Raw genomic sequence first — 14,053 nt, 5'->3', positions numbered from 1 at the left:
ATCTTTCGTTTGATACGTCAGTTTATCATGCAGCATAACAGTACTTATTTATTTAGAATCTCCCTGAATTCGTTACCAAAAATATCCACATAGATAACGCATACCTTTTTGCCATTTTTTGCTTTTAACGAAATATTTATTGGCTCACCCTTTTTAAAAATATCCTCTGCAAAGAATGACTCAGATAGGATAAATTCTTTACCGTTGTAATTGTTATCTACTAAAACCATTGCCAATGCTTCAAAATCAGGAATCTCATTAAGTGTTTCCTCATCCGGATAATAGGTTTTAAACGAAGTGATGTTTAAATTTTTACCGTCAAAATTAGATTTGACCTCTGGTTGCCTTATGAAATGAAAGCCGATAGCATTATCTAAGTTATTAATATCACTTGAGCTTGTAGGCTGTCTAAACTTCTTAAATCTCTTTTTGTGAAGCTCTTCAATTATTTGATATGGAACCTTTAGGAAATAATACCTTACTTTACCAATTTCAAAATAATCATCGATAAATTCGACTGAGTTTGCGGGAGCAATAAGGTATAACCTATCACCAACTCTATTCCCAATATTTTCATGTAGATTTCTTAAAAAATACTCATCAATTGAAGCATCTTTAAAATCCCAATATTTCCACACCTGGACCAAATAACCATCTTTCCTTTCTCCCTGAAATTCAACTCCATTGATAGATTTTATCTTTGGATAAACTTCAAACAGATTAAGTACAAATTCAATATATTCCTCATGCTGAAGTTGAAAAAGCTTTTGAATGTCATAGATTCCCGTATTTATTGTACAAAATGATTTTGCAGGAATTTTATAATTCTTTTTCTTCTCAATTAACGATTTTGAATTTTGAATTGTAAGCAGTCTTTTTTGCATTGTGTAGAATGAAAACTTTCCAATATCACAAACGAGCCACTTTCTGTTCAATTTTTCAGCAACTGATGCTGTCGTGCCGCTTCCTCCAAAAAAATCCATAACCAAGTCACCTTCGTTTGTAGTCGACTCGATTATTCTTTTGATTAATTCCTCTGGTTTCTGTGTTGGATAACCAGTTCTTTCTTTGGCGTTACCCCTAATATATCTTATAGGCCATACATCATCCACTGCTCTACCTCTTGCAACAATTTCATCTTCGTACTGTCTCGTAGTTCTTTCCATATTTGCATCTGGAGCAAGCAAATACCTTTTTCCATTTTTATCAACATGGATTTTTTCGTGTCTGGATTTGGCATATTCATCAAAATCTACTTCATCCTTTGGCATTTTAAACGTATAGCCAGACTGGGTTTGCGTGTAAAATAATATTATCTCATGCTTTCTATTGAACTGCTTTAGATGGTGCATCATCCTACCTCCATAATGCCATGTAATAGAATTTTTGAAATTATGTTCACCAAAAATTTCGTCCATTAAAACTTTTATATAATGAACTTTCTTCCAATCCAGATGAACAAAAATCACTCCATCGGAAGCCAAAACTTCTTTTGCAACAATGAGTCTTCTTCTCAAAAACTCGACAAACTCAGAATTCTTTGTCTTATCGGAATACGCCTTTTGACCTTGTGTCCCATTAAAATCGGATTCTGTTGCAAAAGGAGGATCTATGTAGATTAATTTTACTTTGCCTTTAACTTTACCCTTGATTAGAGGGTCTTCATTTTTATAAATTGTCTTTAGCAATTGAAGATTATCTCCAAATACTATCATATTCTTCCATCCATCTGGAAAAGCATCCCTGTTACCATTAAAAACCTTTTCAACTTGCAGAGGTACAGCCGTAACCCCATCTTCATCTGAAAGAATATCTTCCTTTCTCATTTTTCCCGCATATGCAAGCTCATATTCTTTTTGAACGCTTGGAAAAAGTTTATACTTAAAATCTATAGGTATAGACTCTCCTTTTCCCAATTTATCAATTAAATATTCCCTTTCCTTTTCTGATAAATTCATCAATATATACTCGTATTTGGTCTAAAAATAGGATAATAACGAGGAATATTCTCTTTATTTTGAAAGAAGTTTTTAAAGAAAAGAGCTGCTATTTTAACTTTTGGCATGTATCTTATATCCGAGGAATAAACGTAAAATTGTTTTTGTTTGCTTTAATACTAGGATGGTCAATAGTCGTGGAAAATCAAAAGTGAAGTCTTAATAATTAATCATTAAATATGGATATAATGATTAAGGGAAGATAAATGTATGAATTATAAAAACGCTTACCAATTTCATGGTTCTTTTCCACAATTCTTTTCATCTCTGAAATATTGATTTAAGTGATCCATCAAAGCCTCTTCCCCGACTGGCATCAAACGGTTGGCTATGGTCATCGCTTGATGGATGAATTCCTCTTCGTTCCTGTCCATTACATCATCCGAGCCAAGCTCTGGATTTATTGCCCTTATGGAAAGGTATATCAATGCACGAACGGTCAACAACAGATCCGCATGACCGTCAATGTAAAAGAAAGTAGGCTGGAACTTGTCCTTGAACCATGGATGGGGAACCAAGGTAGGGGAATGATCATTTGAGTGAAGTCTCAAATCCTTTAGGAGCTTTTCTTCGTTTGGGTTCATGGATTCATTTTTTGTTTTCAAGTTTTGATAGCTTTTCGTCCAGCTTGTCCATGAAGTAAATTTGGCTATCAGGAAGGATGCTCAATACCAGTTCCAATACTTGGATCACACTGTCCTCTTTTGATGCATTTTGATTGGCAGGAAACAACATCATTCCTTCCCCATCAAGTGCGAACACGCAAACCTCCAAAAGACTTATGATTTGTGTCAAAAGATGGTTGTTGTCCCTGACCTCGAAGGTCACATAGTTTCCTTTGGGGTCGATGGACTTTTTGTTTCCCAACAGTCCCGAAAGATTGCTCCTGAGCTGTTGTATCTCTTCCAAGGTCTTTAACCTTTTCTTCTTTGATTTCATGTGAATGGATTTATTGGGTTGTGGTTGTCTTTTGTTCCGAAAGCAGTTTCTGACCTTGTCCAAGAATTCCATTTCATCATGTGGAATCAAATCCAGTATGTATCCCAAAACCTCACTTACATTGTGGTGGGGTTGGGGAACAATGCGTGTAGGGATATATTCATTTTCCAATGCAACAATGCAAACCTTTATCAGGTTGGAGATCATAAAAGAGGTTTCACAGTATCCTTCGGTTATGAGTTCGGTGATGTACAAGCCCTTTTCAGGGATATAGGGTTTCAAGGCATGGAAATACATTTTTTCCAGTTCCTTCAATTGACCAACAAATGATTCTTCATTATTGTTCCCTACGTTCTCGGCTACTTTCGGGAATGCTTTCTCAAAATCCTTTCCGATTCTGTCGATTTGGTCTTTGCACTGATCAAGATGTTTATGGAAAATGGATTCCACTTCTTGGATGAAATTCTTCATTTGTGTTTGGATGGTCTTGGCCTGTACCTTGGTGATCTCAAATTCATTCCCATAACGGGCAACACTATAGGCGTGTTCCAACAGCAACAACAGTTCATTGCTGTTCGTCCCAGAAGATTCCGTAAAAGGTTGGAGGGAGGGAAAGAAGTGTTTGCAATAGTTGATATGGCTGATGATACTGTGGGTCACCATGCTCCTTCCAATACACATCTGTTCAATGAACCTGAATGAAAGTTCAAAGGCCTGGTGCATATTGAAAGTGGCAATAGCATAATCCCCTTCCTTGATCAAGATGTCCGCAGTATTGGCAAAGGCAGTTACTTTTGCCAGTTCCGATTTATGATAGCTAGCAGCCCTCTTCATGAGGGTCTGGTACGCCATTGTTGAATAATCCATGATGTTCTCCCCTTCGGGATGGGCGAAGACGGTCTTCCCAAGACAACAATGTTCCAAGAAATAGAGGGCACCCCTTTCAAGGCCTGTTTCGGATTGGTTCTCCGTGTAGACCCTTATCCTGAAATCGGGATGCTTCTTTCCTTTCTTTGCGACCAGTGAACGGATCTCATTGGGAAGTGGGTCATTGTTGATATCCACAAAAAGGGTAAGAAAATAATATTCGGTGTTTCCCTCAATTTGTTTCTTAGAAAGAAAGGCCCTGTCAATGGTAATGATGTTCAGGATGCTGTCGAGCAATTCGGACAGCTCTTCCACTTTTTCAAAGTGTTTTGGTATGTTTGTGCCATGTGTCATGATATTGTGGTTTAAAGGGTTCGAGAATCATTGACCATATTAGGGCCACATTCGCAAGTACCCCACCATAGACACTTGTATTTTATTAAAAGTGTTTTGTATTTTACAATCGGATTATTGTACGAAACACCCTATATTTGAGATATGCAGATAAAGACCAAGAACAACCATATAGGCAGAAAGATCAGTAGGATCAGGGAACTCCGCGGAATGAAACAGGAAACCCTTGCAGAGGAACTGGGCATCAGTCAACAGGCCGTTTCTAATATCGAGAATAGCGAAAAGGTGGATGATGTAAAGTTGGAAGAAATAGCCAAAGCCTTGGGAGTTACCAAAGAGGGAATCGAGAATTTCTCTGAAGAAGCCGTTTTTAACATTATCAACAACACATATAACAATACAAGCAGCGACAATTCAACAATAATCGCCAGTTCTCTCAACTACCAACCAACTTTTAATACAATTGAAAAAGTTGTTGAGCTATATGAGCGTCTTGTTCAGGCTGAAAAAGACAAGGTAACTTACTTGGAAAAGTTACTGGACAAGAAATAAACCAATCATCTAACTAAAACTACCTATAAAGCAACTTGCAAAAACGGCGAGCGAAACCCTGTTTCGCGCTGCAAGCGTCCCAAATTCTTACCCCCAACTTTTGCGCATGGATCCTATCGGGTTTTTGTAGTGTTCCGGTAGATAAGCGTAGAACAAAAACCCGAAAGGGCGCAACCTACTTTTTGGATTTCAATAACCCATATCCTCACCAGTCCCCCTAGCCTTATCGATTCCCCTCCCAAGGGCCTTTATGATCTTGGCTGCCATTTGCACTTTATTGGTCGGTATACTTGGTGCTTTGACACCCATCGTTTTAAGAAGTTTAAAGGCCATGTCCTTTTCCTTGGTGGGCAGCCCCATGACCTTGGCAAAGAACTTTCCCGGTTCCTTGGCATGGGCCTTTCTCCCAACATAGGATTCCACATAGTTCCGTTTGAACCCTGTTGTCTTGTCAAAGGTCTTCTCGGCCGATTGATAAAAACTGTCCCTATCAAACCCTCTTTTTATGGTCTTTCCGTTCAGTTCCACTTCGGATGCCTTGTGCTTGGCCATGGGTGAAAGCGTATAGGTGTTCGTCACATCCCTTCTGCTGACTATGATATGGATATGGGTCTGAGGCCCCTCTTTTTGCATTCCGGCTGCCACTAACTTTCCATTCTGTTTGTGTGGGGCCAATCTTTCCTGCTCTTTGATTCTTTTTTCAAGCTCTTTGACATTACCTATGGATTCTCCACGCTCCACTTTCCGTATCTCGTTCCTTAGCCTTGCTATCTCGCCACGGTAAGGTGCATTCTCCTGAACCTGTTTGTCAAAGCCACGATAGGTGCGCTCATGCTCAATCTTGGCATAATATTTAAGGTTTTCGGCCTTTACCTCTTGGTTACGGTGGAAACTCTTGGCATAGTCCTCCATGAGCTTCCTTGTGTATTCCCTTAACAGGTTCTGGTCATTGCCGATGGCCTTCAGTTCCCTTTGGTTGGGACTGACCACTATGGAATAGAATTTCGGGTCTTTCTGCCTTAATTTGGCCGTATTGGCATCTATTTCATCAATGACCGTTTGAGGGCTTACTCTGTTATTTTCTTGGTCAAAGAATTCCTCCCTTTGTTCAGGCAACCTATCTTGGTTCTCCTTTTCCAGATAATCCACATAGTTACCTACACTGGAGTTGTAGGTACTGCCCATTTTCTGTGCTGAGATGGTAAGGTACATGAGTGCTATTTTAATTGATGTTTCAAGCTTTCAAAATCCCCAATGTCCATATTGATCTTTAGATAAGGCTTTCCCATGATCGGCTCCACCTTCTCAACGCTGTTGAGGATTTCATTGCAGTGTTTTTTATATTCTTTGAATTCTTGCAGCATTCTATCATGCTCTGTTTTTGGAACAGTATTCCTTGGCTCCAGAAAATCCATTCGCTCTTCCTGTAACTTAACAGGTTCACGTTTGGGTTTCCTCCCATCCTTTACATAGGCCTCATATAGAATCAACATCATTTCATAGGTGGGCCGGATACTGGTCTTTTCCATGTTCTTGATAATGGCAATGATTCTATCGAATTTTTTCATCATCTGACGCTCCAATTTTTTGATACTGTAAAGGATGACCTTTGTTCCCTCTCCAAAAGGGTCAAGGTTGTTCTCCTTGAAGTATTGTATCATTCCATCCAATACCTCGCTATGCGATTTGTTGAACTTTTTGGAATAGCTGCGAAAGCGTGTGGCCGTTTCTTTCTTTACCGTGATATTGGAATAAGCACCGGTTCCTTTCTTTTTTCTATCATTTGTTGATTGCTTTTCCATAGGTGCGATTTTGTTTTTTAGTGAAATTGCGTCAATTTTTTCGTCAAAAAATTCCAGTGTTTACAGGGCTTCCCAAAGGGTTTACTGTAGATTTTGGAAAAGTCTACTGTAGCCCCAGATTTTGAATAGTATTCCAAAATATATTCAATTGACTGGTTTTCAACTTGTTAAAGACCCAAAAACAACCGTGATGGCGCATTCTGCGCATCACCCTCTTGCTATTCCTTCGTCCCGCAAGCGGGACCGAATAAATACAAGCTGATTTGGGAATCAGTTGCACAATAAATATTATTTGGTTTGTACGGACTTTTGGAAAGTCAAATCATAAAATTACTGCCGTACTGAAGTGCTCAAAGACACTTTTTAAAGATAACCAATTTTTTCCATTTCTTGTTTACACTTCACTATTAGGGATCTTTCTAAAATGAGAATTTGTTTGACAATTACATGTGCCTATATGACAAAATTCAGGTCTGATAAACATTGTTTTTATTCGTCTTAAGCAACCAGTTTTTGTACAAATTGACTCAATTCAGTTCCCAATTTTTTAGTCCAAATGTCCACCAAGGTAACTTCCTCATTTCCATAATTTAAGACCAATCTAAATCCTGAGTTAAATTTATCGTAATTTCTTGATTTAGTTTTTATGCTACGAATTGAATTGAAGGAAATATTTCGTTTCTTGGTTTTCATAATGTTCTTCCGAAAATAATCTTGCGGTTCGATTATAACTAATCTTTTTTCAAGATCGATAATGACATTGTTATTAGCTACGATTTTTTGAACTCGTTTGTAAAAGGTTACAATAAACCAAACCGTTGCAATTCCAATAAGATAAGAATTCGTCGATTTCGGTAATTGTTTATTGGTAATTACAATAGTTATAATAATTGGAACAATAACGACTATAAAAAGATTCCCAATCAAATTCATTTTATCAAATCCCTTGTTTACGAGAGTTACGAGGCCGCTTTCTTGTTCCAACTTGGGGTCATGATACTCATTCCGATTTACAGAGAAGTATTTTACAAAACTGTCTTTTTCTAGGTTCATTTAAATTGATACCAACGGTCTCGGCTCGTATGTTTACGAGCACATAATCTATTATTTATAAATATAGTAGTTTCCCAATAATAAATAAGAGCTAGAATAGAAGGGACAGAGAGGTCTCGGCTAGATACATTGAATGATATCGTTTCATAGAAATCCCGCCCTTCTATAATCTTCTTGGAATCCGGACAGTACCTAGACCCTGTTCACAGAGGTCGAATCAAATGCGAGCAAGGATGATAAAGAGGGTTATGGCCTTAAAAAACGATATTATGGAAAAGCGGTTGAAACAAAGTCTGGGTATCGATGTCTCTAAATTGGGTTTATCCTTGTCCCTTGGGTTCCTAACGGATAAACTGGGGAAGGAATTCATATCTCATCCAGATGTGCCCAATGACCTATCGGGTTACAAGGAGGTTTTAAAATGGTTGAAGACATCAGTTGATGGCACTGTCGACCTAGTGGTCGTCATGGAAGCCACGGGGGTCTACCATCAGGGTATCGCCCATTATCTGTACTCACATGGCCATGCGGTCAGTGTAATGCAATCAGGTCGTGTAAAGCGCTATGCGCAGAGTCTGGACCAGCGTTCTAAAACGGATGCCCTGGACAGTAGAATGCTCAGTATGCTGGGACTTGAAAGGTCCCTTCGTCCATGGCGACCGCCAAGCGAGGAACTACGGGAACTAAAGGCATTGAGCAGGGAGCGCAGTTCTTTGCTAAAGGACAAGGTCATGGAGACCAATCGCCAAGGAGCCATCGATTCGGGTGTCCATGGTAACACCAAGGCCTTGAAACGGCACAGGGACAGACTGAAACTTCTCAATGGCCAAATAGCAATGATAGAGGAGGAGATGAAAGAGATCGTATCAAAGAACGAAGTGCTGGGAAGAAAGATCGGTTTTATGATGAGCATCCCTGGAATCTCTTTTATATCGGCCGCAACGGTAGTAGGTGAGACATTGGGCTTTGAATCGATAACCAGCGCAAAACAACTGACAAGTTATGCCGGCTACGATGTGGTATTGCGGGAATCCGGCAGTTTTAAAGGAAAGACCAGAATCAGCAAAAAAGGGAACAGTCATATCCGGGCGGTCATGCACATGCCCTCGATGACCTGTGTGCGATGCAACCCTACATTGAAACGATTCTATAATAGGCTAAAGCCCAAAAAAGCAAAACCATTGGTGGCCTTGATAGCCGTTCAGAGAAAGCTGTTGATATTGATGTACACCCTTTGGAAGAGCGAGAAATTCTATGATGCAGCTTATGAAACAAAAAAGCAGCAAAAGCGCAAAGCCCTTGCTGCGCAGGATAACAATTTGATAAATCAACTTGTTTCCTAAAATTATAAGGAAAAACTTGTTTTTTGACGGTTAGTATAAGGGCAGTAGCGGATTCAAACGCAGCAACTTTCGGATAACAAGATACTTAATTAAAAGCAAAACGGTTTGAATTAAGACCCAAACCGCTATTGCTTTTATACATTGTTAGCTACTGTTTTTATTTTGAATAAGCACCCGAAGAATATGTCAATTCATAACTATGCGTGTAGATTTCAAAAACAATTCCGAATGGATCTTCTACATATACCATTTTATATGGTTTCTCATTTGGATAATATTCTCTTATTGGCATTCTCTGTTTACCACCAGCCTCAACTATTTTTTTAGTAAGATTTTCGATATCTGGGTCTTGAACACAAAAGTGAAAAAGCCCTGTGTTAAAAGGGTTAAACTCAGGTGCTTCTTTTTTTCCGTGAGGGAACGAAAAAAGCTCAATTCCAATTCCGTCAGAAGTTGACATATGAGCGATTTCAAACTCTTCCCAATTATCCCCAAAGACATCAATGCACATTTGTCCAATTGCTGTATCACTTTCTTTTTTTACTATAGATGGTTTCATAATTACGTACCATCCCATAACTTCGGAATAGAATTTTACGGCTTCCCTGATATTTGGAACTGTGATCCCAATATGTGAAAATGATTTCGGATATTTTATTTCTTTCATATAATTGTCGTTTCAAGTTTATACATTGTTAGCTACTGTTTATTTATAATAACTATTCAATAATATTGTTTATTTTTTTAATAATAATTCTGCTACCAATTCTGATGAAGCTGGGTTTTGACCAGTAATTAAATTTCCATCTTGAATAGCATAAGATGCCCAATCTTCTTTTTTAGAGTAGATTCCTCCGTTTTCTATCAACATATCTTCTACTAAAAATGGTACAACATTAGTTAGTCCAACTGCTTCTTCTTCAGTATTTGTAAAACCTGTTACTTTTTTACCTCTTACTATAGGCGTGCCATCTGCATTTTTTACACTTTTTAGTGCAGCTGGGGCATGACATACAAAGGCAATGGGCTTTTCTTGACTATTGAATTTTTCAATTAATGCAATGGATGTTTGATCGTTTGCTAAATCCCATAATGGACCATGTCCTCCTGGATAAAAGACAGCATCAAAATCGTCCGGATTCATATCTGCCAATACTTTTGTGTTTGCAATTCTTTCTTTTGCTTCAGCATCGTTATTAAAACGTTCTGTATCTTTAGTTGCAGCATCTGGCGAATCACTACTAGGATCTATTGGTGCAGCGCCTCCTTTGGGTGTTGCAATCGTAATAACTGCTCCTTTGTCTAATAAGGTGTAATACGGATTTGCAAATTCTTCAACCCAAAATCCTGTTTTTTCCCCTGTATCTCCTAATTTATCGTGAGATGTTAATACAAATAATATTTTCATTTCTTTTTGTTTTTGTAATTCAATTTTTTCTTCTGAAACTTTTTCAGAAGGTGTTTCCTTTTTTGTGTCTTTACAACTTGATGCTGTAACAACCGTTAGCAGTAATGCTATTATTTTTAATGGTTTCATAATTAACGTTAGTAAGCCATTTTTACAATTTTCTCTACGTTTTCTGGTGATAATGACTGATGTTCTCCAAGTCCTGTCCAACCACGATCTGTAAAACGCTTTTGAATTTCTTCTGCTGTACCTTCGTATTCGTTTGTGTAATCAGACAGTTTAGTGTCGATTCCTAAAGCTTTGAAAAATTCAGTTGTTTTTTCGATAGCTGCATAGGCTTTATCGTCAACACTTCCTTCTGTAATATTCCATACGCGTTCACCATATTGTACTAATTTTTCTTTTTTAGCTTCAAAATTATATGTGTAATGACTTTCTGTTATGATAGCTAATGTTCTTGCATGATCTATACCATATAAAGCCGTTAATTCGTGTCCCATTGCATGAATAGCCCAATCTGTAGGCACTCCTTTTTGAATTAATCCGTTTAATGCCATGGTACAACTCCACATAAAATTAGAAGCCGCTTTATAGTCAAAGTCATCTTTCAACACACTTGGTGCAATTTCAACTAAAGTCTGTAAGATGCTTTCAGCAAAACGATCTTGAAGTTTAGCATCTACCGAATAGGTCATATATTGCTCTAAAACATGTGTAAAAGCATCGGCTAAACCATTTTCCAATTGACGCTGCGGAATTGATTTTACGACTTCAGGATCTAGAATTGAAAATTGCGGAAACAAACCAGGTCCACCCATAGCTAGCTTTTCTTTGGTTTCTTTACGTGTAATTACAGCTCCAGAATTCATTTCAGAGCCTGTTGCTGGCAATGTTAGAACAGTTCCAAAAGGCATTCCTTTTTCGGTTCTAATGTTTTTAGTTAAAATATCCCAAGGCGTGTCTCCATCGTATATTGCCGCTGCAGATAAAAATTTAGTTCCATCAATTACAGAACCACCACCAACAGCTAATAAATAGGTGATATTTTTGGCTTTAATTACTTTTAAAGCCTCCATTAATGTTTCATATTCTGGATTTGCAGGAATACCTCCAAACTCAGTTATATCAACATTTGCTAATGCCGTTTTTACTTGGTCGTATATGCCATTCTTTTTAATACTACCTCCACCATAAAGTAATAATACTTTAGCATCTGTAGGAATTTCTTCTTTTAGTTTCTCTATTGTGTCCTTTCCAAAAATAATTTTGGTTGGGTTTTTAAATTCAAAATTGTTCATCTTCTTTTATTAATTTTTTATAGTATATTGATTATTCAATTACTGTTACTAAATCTTCTGTGCTTTTTCTAACCTTTACAAGATTTACCAACCAATCGCTATCGGCATCTCTGTAACCAATGGGTAGCATTACTGCACTACGCAAACCTTTCGCTCTTAAGTCTAATATTTCATCTAACTTATCAGCGTCAAAACCTTCTAAAGGTGTTGCATCTACGCCTTCGTAGGCAGCAGCTGTAATAGCTTGTGAAAATGCAATGTATGCTTGTCTGGCAGCATGATTAAAGTTTACTTCTGCATCTTGTTGCGGATACATTTGTAATAACTTTTGTCGGTAGTTTTCCCAACCTTCGTTTTTAAATCCTCTAATCTCGTTTGTTAAATCGAACATATAGTTAATTCTATCTTCTGTATAGGTGTCCCAAGCAGCAAAAACGAGCAGGTGAGAGCAGTCGGTTATTACAGATTGATTCCAAGCTATTGGTCTAATTTGTTCTTTAATTTTTTGATTTTTAACTACAATTATTTCAAAAGGTTGTAGACCACTTGATGTAGGAGCTAAACGAGCTGCTTCGATAATATTGTCAATTTTATCTTGAGATACTTTTTTGCCATTCATTGCTTTTGCAGCATATCTCCAGTTTAATTTGTCTAATAATTCCATTTTTTTAATTTTTTATTTATTGCTATTTTTTTTCTTTGATATTAAATATTTAAGTGCTCCTGTTGACCACAAAGCCCAGACAATTAAAACGGGTTGAAAAATCAATCTTATTAACCTTTGCCTATCCGTATTTAAGCCAAAAGAATCAATTTCATTTACATATTGATTAATATTTCCAGGAAAAATAAGAATGTAGAATATTGCTAATGAAATACCTGTTTTGATTTTTAATCTACCTCCCAAAATCATTAGTAAACCAAAAATAATTTCTACCACACCAGATGCTAACACTATAAAATCCATAAACGCTTCATCTGTTGTGATCCAAGTGGGAACTTGTGCCTGAAATTCTGTCCTAAGGAACGTTAGATGTCCTATTCCTGCATAGAGCATAAAAACACCTAACAAGATTCTCAATATGTTTTGAATGGTACTTGTTTTATTAAAATTTTTTTCCATAAGGTTTTATTTTTGAGTAGGTTTTCCTTTTGCAAGTAAGTTGATACTAGCAGATGTAATTATTGTTTTTGTTGAATTTGAATTTGCCAAGTTGATCATAGCTTGTGCAATATCTTCAGCTTCTGTAATTCTATACTTCTTTAATTTCCCGAAGAATAAAGGTTGTAGAAGTTTAATTAAAACCAACCCTATTTTTTCTCCAATACGTTTCTCTTGTCTGTCACCACCAATAATAGAAGGCTGTAAAATGTGTGTCTTTTCAATTTTTTCTGAAAGAACAGCTTGTTCCATTTCACCTTTTGTTTGGCTATAAAAAATAGAGCTTTTTGCATTTGCGCCTAATGAAGAAATGACTAAAAACACAGGCATTCCATTTGCCTTTGCAAGTTTTGCGGCAGTAACCGGAATTCCAAAATCTATCTTTTTGTATAGTTGTTTGTCTGGTGTTTTCTTGGCTGTTGTACCAATGCAACAGAATACTTCATCTGCAGTGAAATCCTTCTTGAAGTTATCTAACTCTAAAATATCTCCAACAAACTGTTTTACTTTTGAGGGCAGCCCATCAATTTCTTTTCTGGAAAACAATTTGATTGTTTTATACCTATCATCATTTAGTAGTTTTTCTAAAAGTATAGAACCTGTTAAACCAGTCGCACCTAATATAATTGCTGTTTTTTTCATTTTTAGAGTTTTATGCTGTCCCAAGCTGTTAGAAATGCTTCTTCGGTATTTGCTTTGGTCAATTGAAATTGACCTAGTTTTTGTGCCATCATTAAACTTGATATGGGATTTATCGAATAGGCATATAATATATAATCTGAAATGGGCTTAATAACTCCTTCATCCTTTCCTCGTTTCCATAGATCGAGTAGAGGTTGTAGGTGTTTTATACCTTCTTGTCTACTAGGCTCATCAATTATTGGCGTGTTATTACATTGGGTTAAAAAAAATGAATATTCACATTCATTAATATTAAATTCCGCAATTCGTTTCCAGATGAGTTCGAAGCCTGTTTTAATTGATGTATTCTCATCATAGGTATTAAAAACAAAATCTGTGTATTTCGTTTTTACTTCTAAATACGTTTGATTAACCAAGTCTTGTTTATTTTCAAAATATAAATAGATAGTTGCAGGTGAGACATTTGCCATTTTTGCAATTTTACTCATAGGAGTGGCATGGAAACCATTGTTATTTACTAATTCGATGGTTGCTTTTATAAGAGCGTTTCGTTTATCTATACTTTTTTGAAGTTTAGTCATGATGTTTTGTTTTAGGGTACAAAGATATAAAAAAATGAATATTCATTCATTTTTA

General features: G+C 36.9%; 15 protein-coding genes. 2 read left to right on the top strand and 13 right to left on the bottom strand.

Going from position 1 to position 14,053, the window contains the following annotated elements; translation table 11 throughout:
• Nucleotides 1–44: 44 nt before the first annotated feature.
• From IL356_RS15715 to IL356_RS15705, 3 genes are all read right to left on the bottom strand, one after another.
• Nucleotides 45–1,958, bottom strand: a complete 1,914-nt coding sequence (locus IL356_RS15715; RefSeq protein ID WP_162987852.1) for a DNA methyltransferase — start codon at nucleotides 1,956–1,958, stop codon at nucleotides 45–47.
• Between the two features lie 275 nt (nucleotides 1,959–2,233).
• Nucleotides 2,234–2,581 carry a hypothetical protein gene (locus IL356_RS15710; RefSeq protein ID WP_121848459.1) on the bottom strand — a complete coding sequence of 116 codons (348 nt, stop codon included), beginning with the start codon at nucleotides 2,579–2,581 and terminating at the stop codon, nucleotides 2,234–2,236.
• Between the two features lie 4 nt (nucleotides 2,582–2,585).
• Nucleotides 2,586–4,157, bottom strand: coding sequence for a HEPN domain-containing protein (locus IL356_RS15705; protein ID WP_121848458.1), 1,572 nt, complete (start codon nucleotides 4,155–4,157; stop codon nucleotides 2,586–2,588).
• 144 nt (nucleotides 4,158–4,301) lie between these two features.
• On the opposite strand from IL356_RS15705, the gene IL356_RS15700 reads away from it, so the two are divergent.
• Nucleotides 4,302–4,709: a helix-turn-helix domain-containing protein gene (locus IL356_RS15700; RefSeq protein WP_121848457.1), complete on the top strand. Its 408-nt coding sequence runs from the start codon at nucleotides 4,302–4,304 to the stop codon at nucleotides 4,707–4,709.
• Nucleotides 4,710–4,898: 189 nt separating this feature from the next.
• On the opposite strand, the gene mobB is transcribed toward IL356_RS15700, so the two are convergent.
• The 3 genes from mobB to IL356_RS15685 all read right to left on the bottom strand — a co-directional run bounded on the left by mobB (nucleotide 4,899) and on the right by IL356_RS15685 (nucleotide 7,564).
• Nucleotides 4,899–5,921: a MobB family relaxase gene (mobB, locus tag IL356_RS15695; RefSeq protein ID WP_121848456.1), complete on the bottom strand. Its 1,023-nt coding sequence runs from the start codon at nucleotides 5,919–5,921 to the stop codon at nucleotides 4,899–4,901.
• Between the two features lie 5 nt (nucleotides 5,922–5,926).
• A complete protein-coding gene (locus tag IL356_RS15690) occupies nucleotides 5,927–6,511 on the bottom strand; it encodes a BfmA/BtgA family mobilization protein (RefSeq protein ID WP_121848455.1) in 585 nt (194 codons plus the stop codon).
• A gap of 498 nt (nucleotides 6,512–7,009) precedes the next feature.
• On the bottom strand, nucleotides 7,010–7,564 hold the full coding sequence (locus IL356_RS15685; protein ID WP_121848454.1) for a hypothetical protein: 555 nt from the start codon (nucleotides 7,562–7,564) through the stop codon (nucleotides 7,010–7,012).
• A gap of 233 nt (nucleotides 7,565–7,797) precedes the next feature.
• Between IL356_RS15685 and IL356_RS15680 the strand changes: the two genes are divergently transcribed.
• Entirely contained in the window at nucleotides 7,798–8,907 is a 1,110-nt protein-coding gene (locus IL356_RS15680) for an IS110 family RNA-guided transposase (RefSeq protein ID WP_162987851.1), read from the top strand.
• Between the two features lie 157 nt (nucleotides 8,908–9,064).
• On the opposite strand, the gene IL356_RS15675 is transcribed toward IL356_RS15680, so the two are convergent.
• From IL356_RS15675 to IL356_RS15645, 7 genes are all read right to left on the bottom strand, one after another.
• Nucleotides 9,065–9,574, bottom strand: a complete 510-nt coding sequence (locus tag IL356_RS15675) for a lactoylglutathione lyase family protein (protein ID WP_121848452.1) — start codon at nucleotides 9,572–9,574, stop codon at nucleotides 9,065–9,067.
• A 69-nt stretch (nucleotides 9,575–9,643) separates the two neighbouring features.
• Nucleotides 9,644–10,444, bottom strand: a complete 801-nt coding sequence (locus IL356_RS15670; RefSeq protein ID WP_175443742.1) for a type 1 glutamine amidotransferase domain-containing protein — start codon at nucleotides 10,442–10,444, stop codon at nucleotides 9,644–9,646.
• A gap of 8 nt (nucleotides 10,445–10,452) precedes the next feature.
• Nucleotides 10,453–11,613: an iron-containing alcohol dehydrogenase gene (locus IL356_RS15665; RefSeq protein WP_090294709.1), complete on the bottom strand. Its 1,161-nt coding sequence runs from the start codon at nucleotides 11,611–11,613 to the stop codon at nucleotides 10,453–10,455.
• Nucleotides 11,614–11,644: 31 nt separating this feature from the next.
• Complete coding sequence (locus tag IL356_RS15660; protein WP_090294707.1) at nucleotides 11,645–12,277, bottom strand: NAD(P)H-dependent oxidoreductase; 633 nt, start codon at nucleotides 12,275–12,277, stop codon at nucleotides 11,645–11,647.
• 12 nt (nucleotides 12,278–12,289) lie between these two features.
• Nucleotides 12,290–12,736, bottom strand: a complete 447-nt coding sequence (locus tag IL356_RS15655) for a DoxX family protein (protein WP_090294704.1) — start codon at nucleotides 12,734–12,736, stop codon at nucleotides 12,290–12,292.
• Between the two features lie 6 nt (nucleotides 12,737–12,742).
• Nucleotides 12,743–13,417 (bottom strand): NAD(P)H-binding protein, encoded by a 675-nt coding sequence (locus tag IL356_RS15650; RefSeq protein ID WP_090294701.1) that lies wholly within the window; start codon nucleotides 13,415–13,417, stop codon nucleotides 12,743–12,745.
• A gap of 2 nt (nucleotides 13,418–13,419) precedes the next feature.
• Nucleotides 13,420–13,998, bottom strand: coding sequence for a TetR/AcrR family transcriptional regulator (locus IL356_RS15645; protein WP_090294699.1), 579 nt, complete (start codon nucleotides 13,996–13,998; stop codon nucleotides 13,420–13,422).
• Nucleotides 13,999–14,053 lie beyond the last annotated feature (55 nt).

Source organism: Euzebyella marina (assembly GCF_014855515.1).
GTDB classification, from domain to species: domain Bacteria; phylum Bacteroidota; class Bacteroidia; order Flavobacteriales; family Flavobacteriaceae; genus Euzebyella; species Euzebyella marina.
This window is presented reverse-complemented; position numbering and strand designations above follow the sequence as displayed.

What these genes read in the sequence shown, in the direction of transcription:
- IL356_RS15655 (WP_090294704.1), bottom strand. Translation starts at nt 12,736, where the DNA reads ATGGAAAAAAATTTTAATAAAACAAGTACCATTCAAAACATATTGAGA.
- IL356_RS15685 (WP_121848454.1), bottom strand. Translation starts at nt 7,564, where the DNA reads ATGAACCTAGAAAAAGACAGTTTTGTAAAATACTTCTCTGTAAATCGG.
- IL356_RS15680 (WP_162987851.1), top strand. Translation starts at nt 7,798, where the DNA reads ATGATAAAGAGGGTTATGGCCTTAAAAAACGATATTATGGAAAAGCGG.
- IL356_RS15715 (WP_162987852.1), bottom strand. Translation starts at nt 1,958, where the DNA reads ATGAATTTATCAGAAAAGGAAAGGGAATATTTAATTGATAAATTGGGA.
- IL356_RS15650 (WP_090294701.1), bottom strand. Translation starts at nt 13,417, where the DNA reads ATGAAAAAAACAGCAATTATATTAGGTGCGACTGGTTTAACAGGTTCT.
- IL356_RS15705 (WP_121848458.1), bottom strand. Translation starts at nt 4,157, where the DNA reads ATGACACATGGCACAAACATACCAAAACACTTTGAAAAAGTGGAAGAG.
- IL356_RS15700 (WP_121848457.1), top strand. Translation starts at nt 4,302, where the DNA reads ATGCAGATAAAGACCAAGAACAACCATATAGGCAGAAAGATCAGTAGG.
- IL356_RS15660 (WP_090294707.1), bottom strand. Translation starts at nt 12,277, where the DNA reads ATGGAATTATTAGACAAATTAAACTGGAGATATGCTGCAAAAGCAATG.
- IL356_RS15665 (WP_090294709.1), bottom strand. Translation starts at nt 11,613, where the DNA reads ATGAACAATTTTGAATTTAAAAACCCAACCAAAATTATTTTTGGAAAG.
- mobB (WP_121848456.1), bottom strand. Translation starts at nt 5,921, where the DNA reads ATGTACCTTACCATCTCAGCACAGAAAATGGGCAGTACCTACAACTCC.
- IL356_RS15710 (WP_121848459.1), bottom strand. Translation starts at nt 2,581, where the DNA reads ATGAACCCAAACGAAGAAAAGCTCCTAAAGGATTTGAGACTTCACTCA.
- IL356_RS15690 (WP_121848455.1), bottom strand. Translation starts at nt 6,511, where the DNA reads ATGGAAAAGCAATCAACAAATGATAGAAAAAAGAAAGGAACCGGTGCT.
- IL356_RS15675 (WP_121848452.1), bottom strand. Translation starts at nt 9,574, where the DNA reads ATGAAAGAAATAAAATATCCGAAATCATTTTCACATATTGGGATCACA.
- IL356_RS15645 (WP_090294699.1), bottom strand. Translation starts at nt 13,998, where the DNA reads ATGACTAAACTTCAAAAAAGTATAGATAAACGAAACGCTCTTATAAAA.
- IL356_RS15670 (WP_175443742.1), bottom strand. Translation starts at nt 10,444, where the DNA reads ATGAAACCATTAAAAATAATAGCATTACTGCTAACGGTTGTTACAGCA.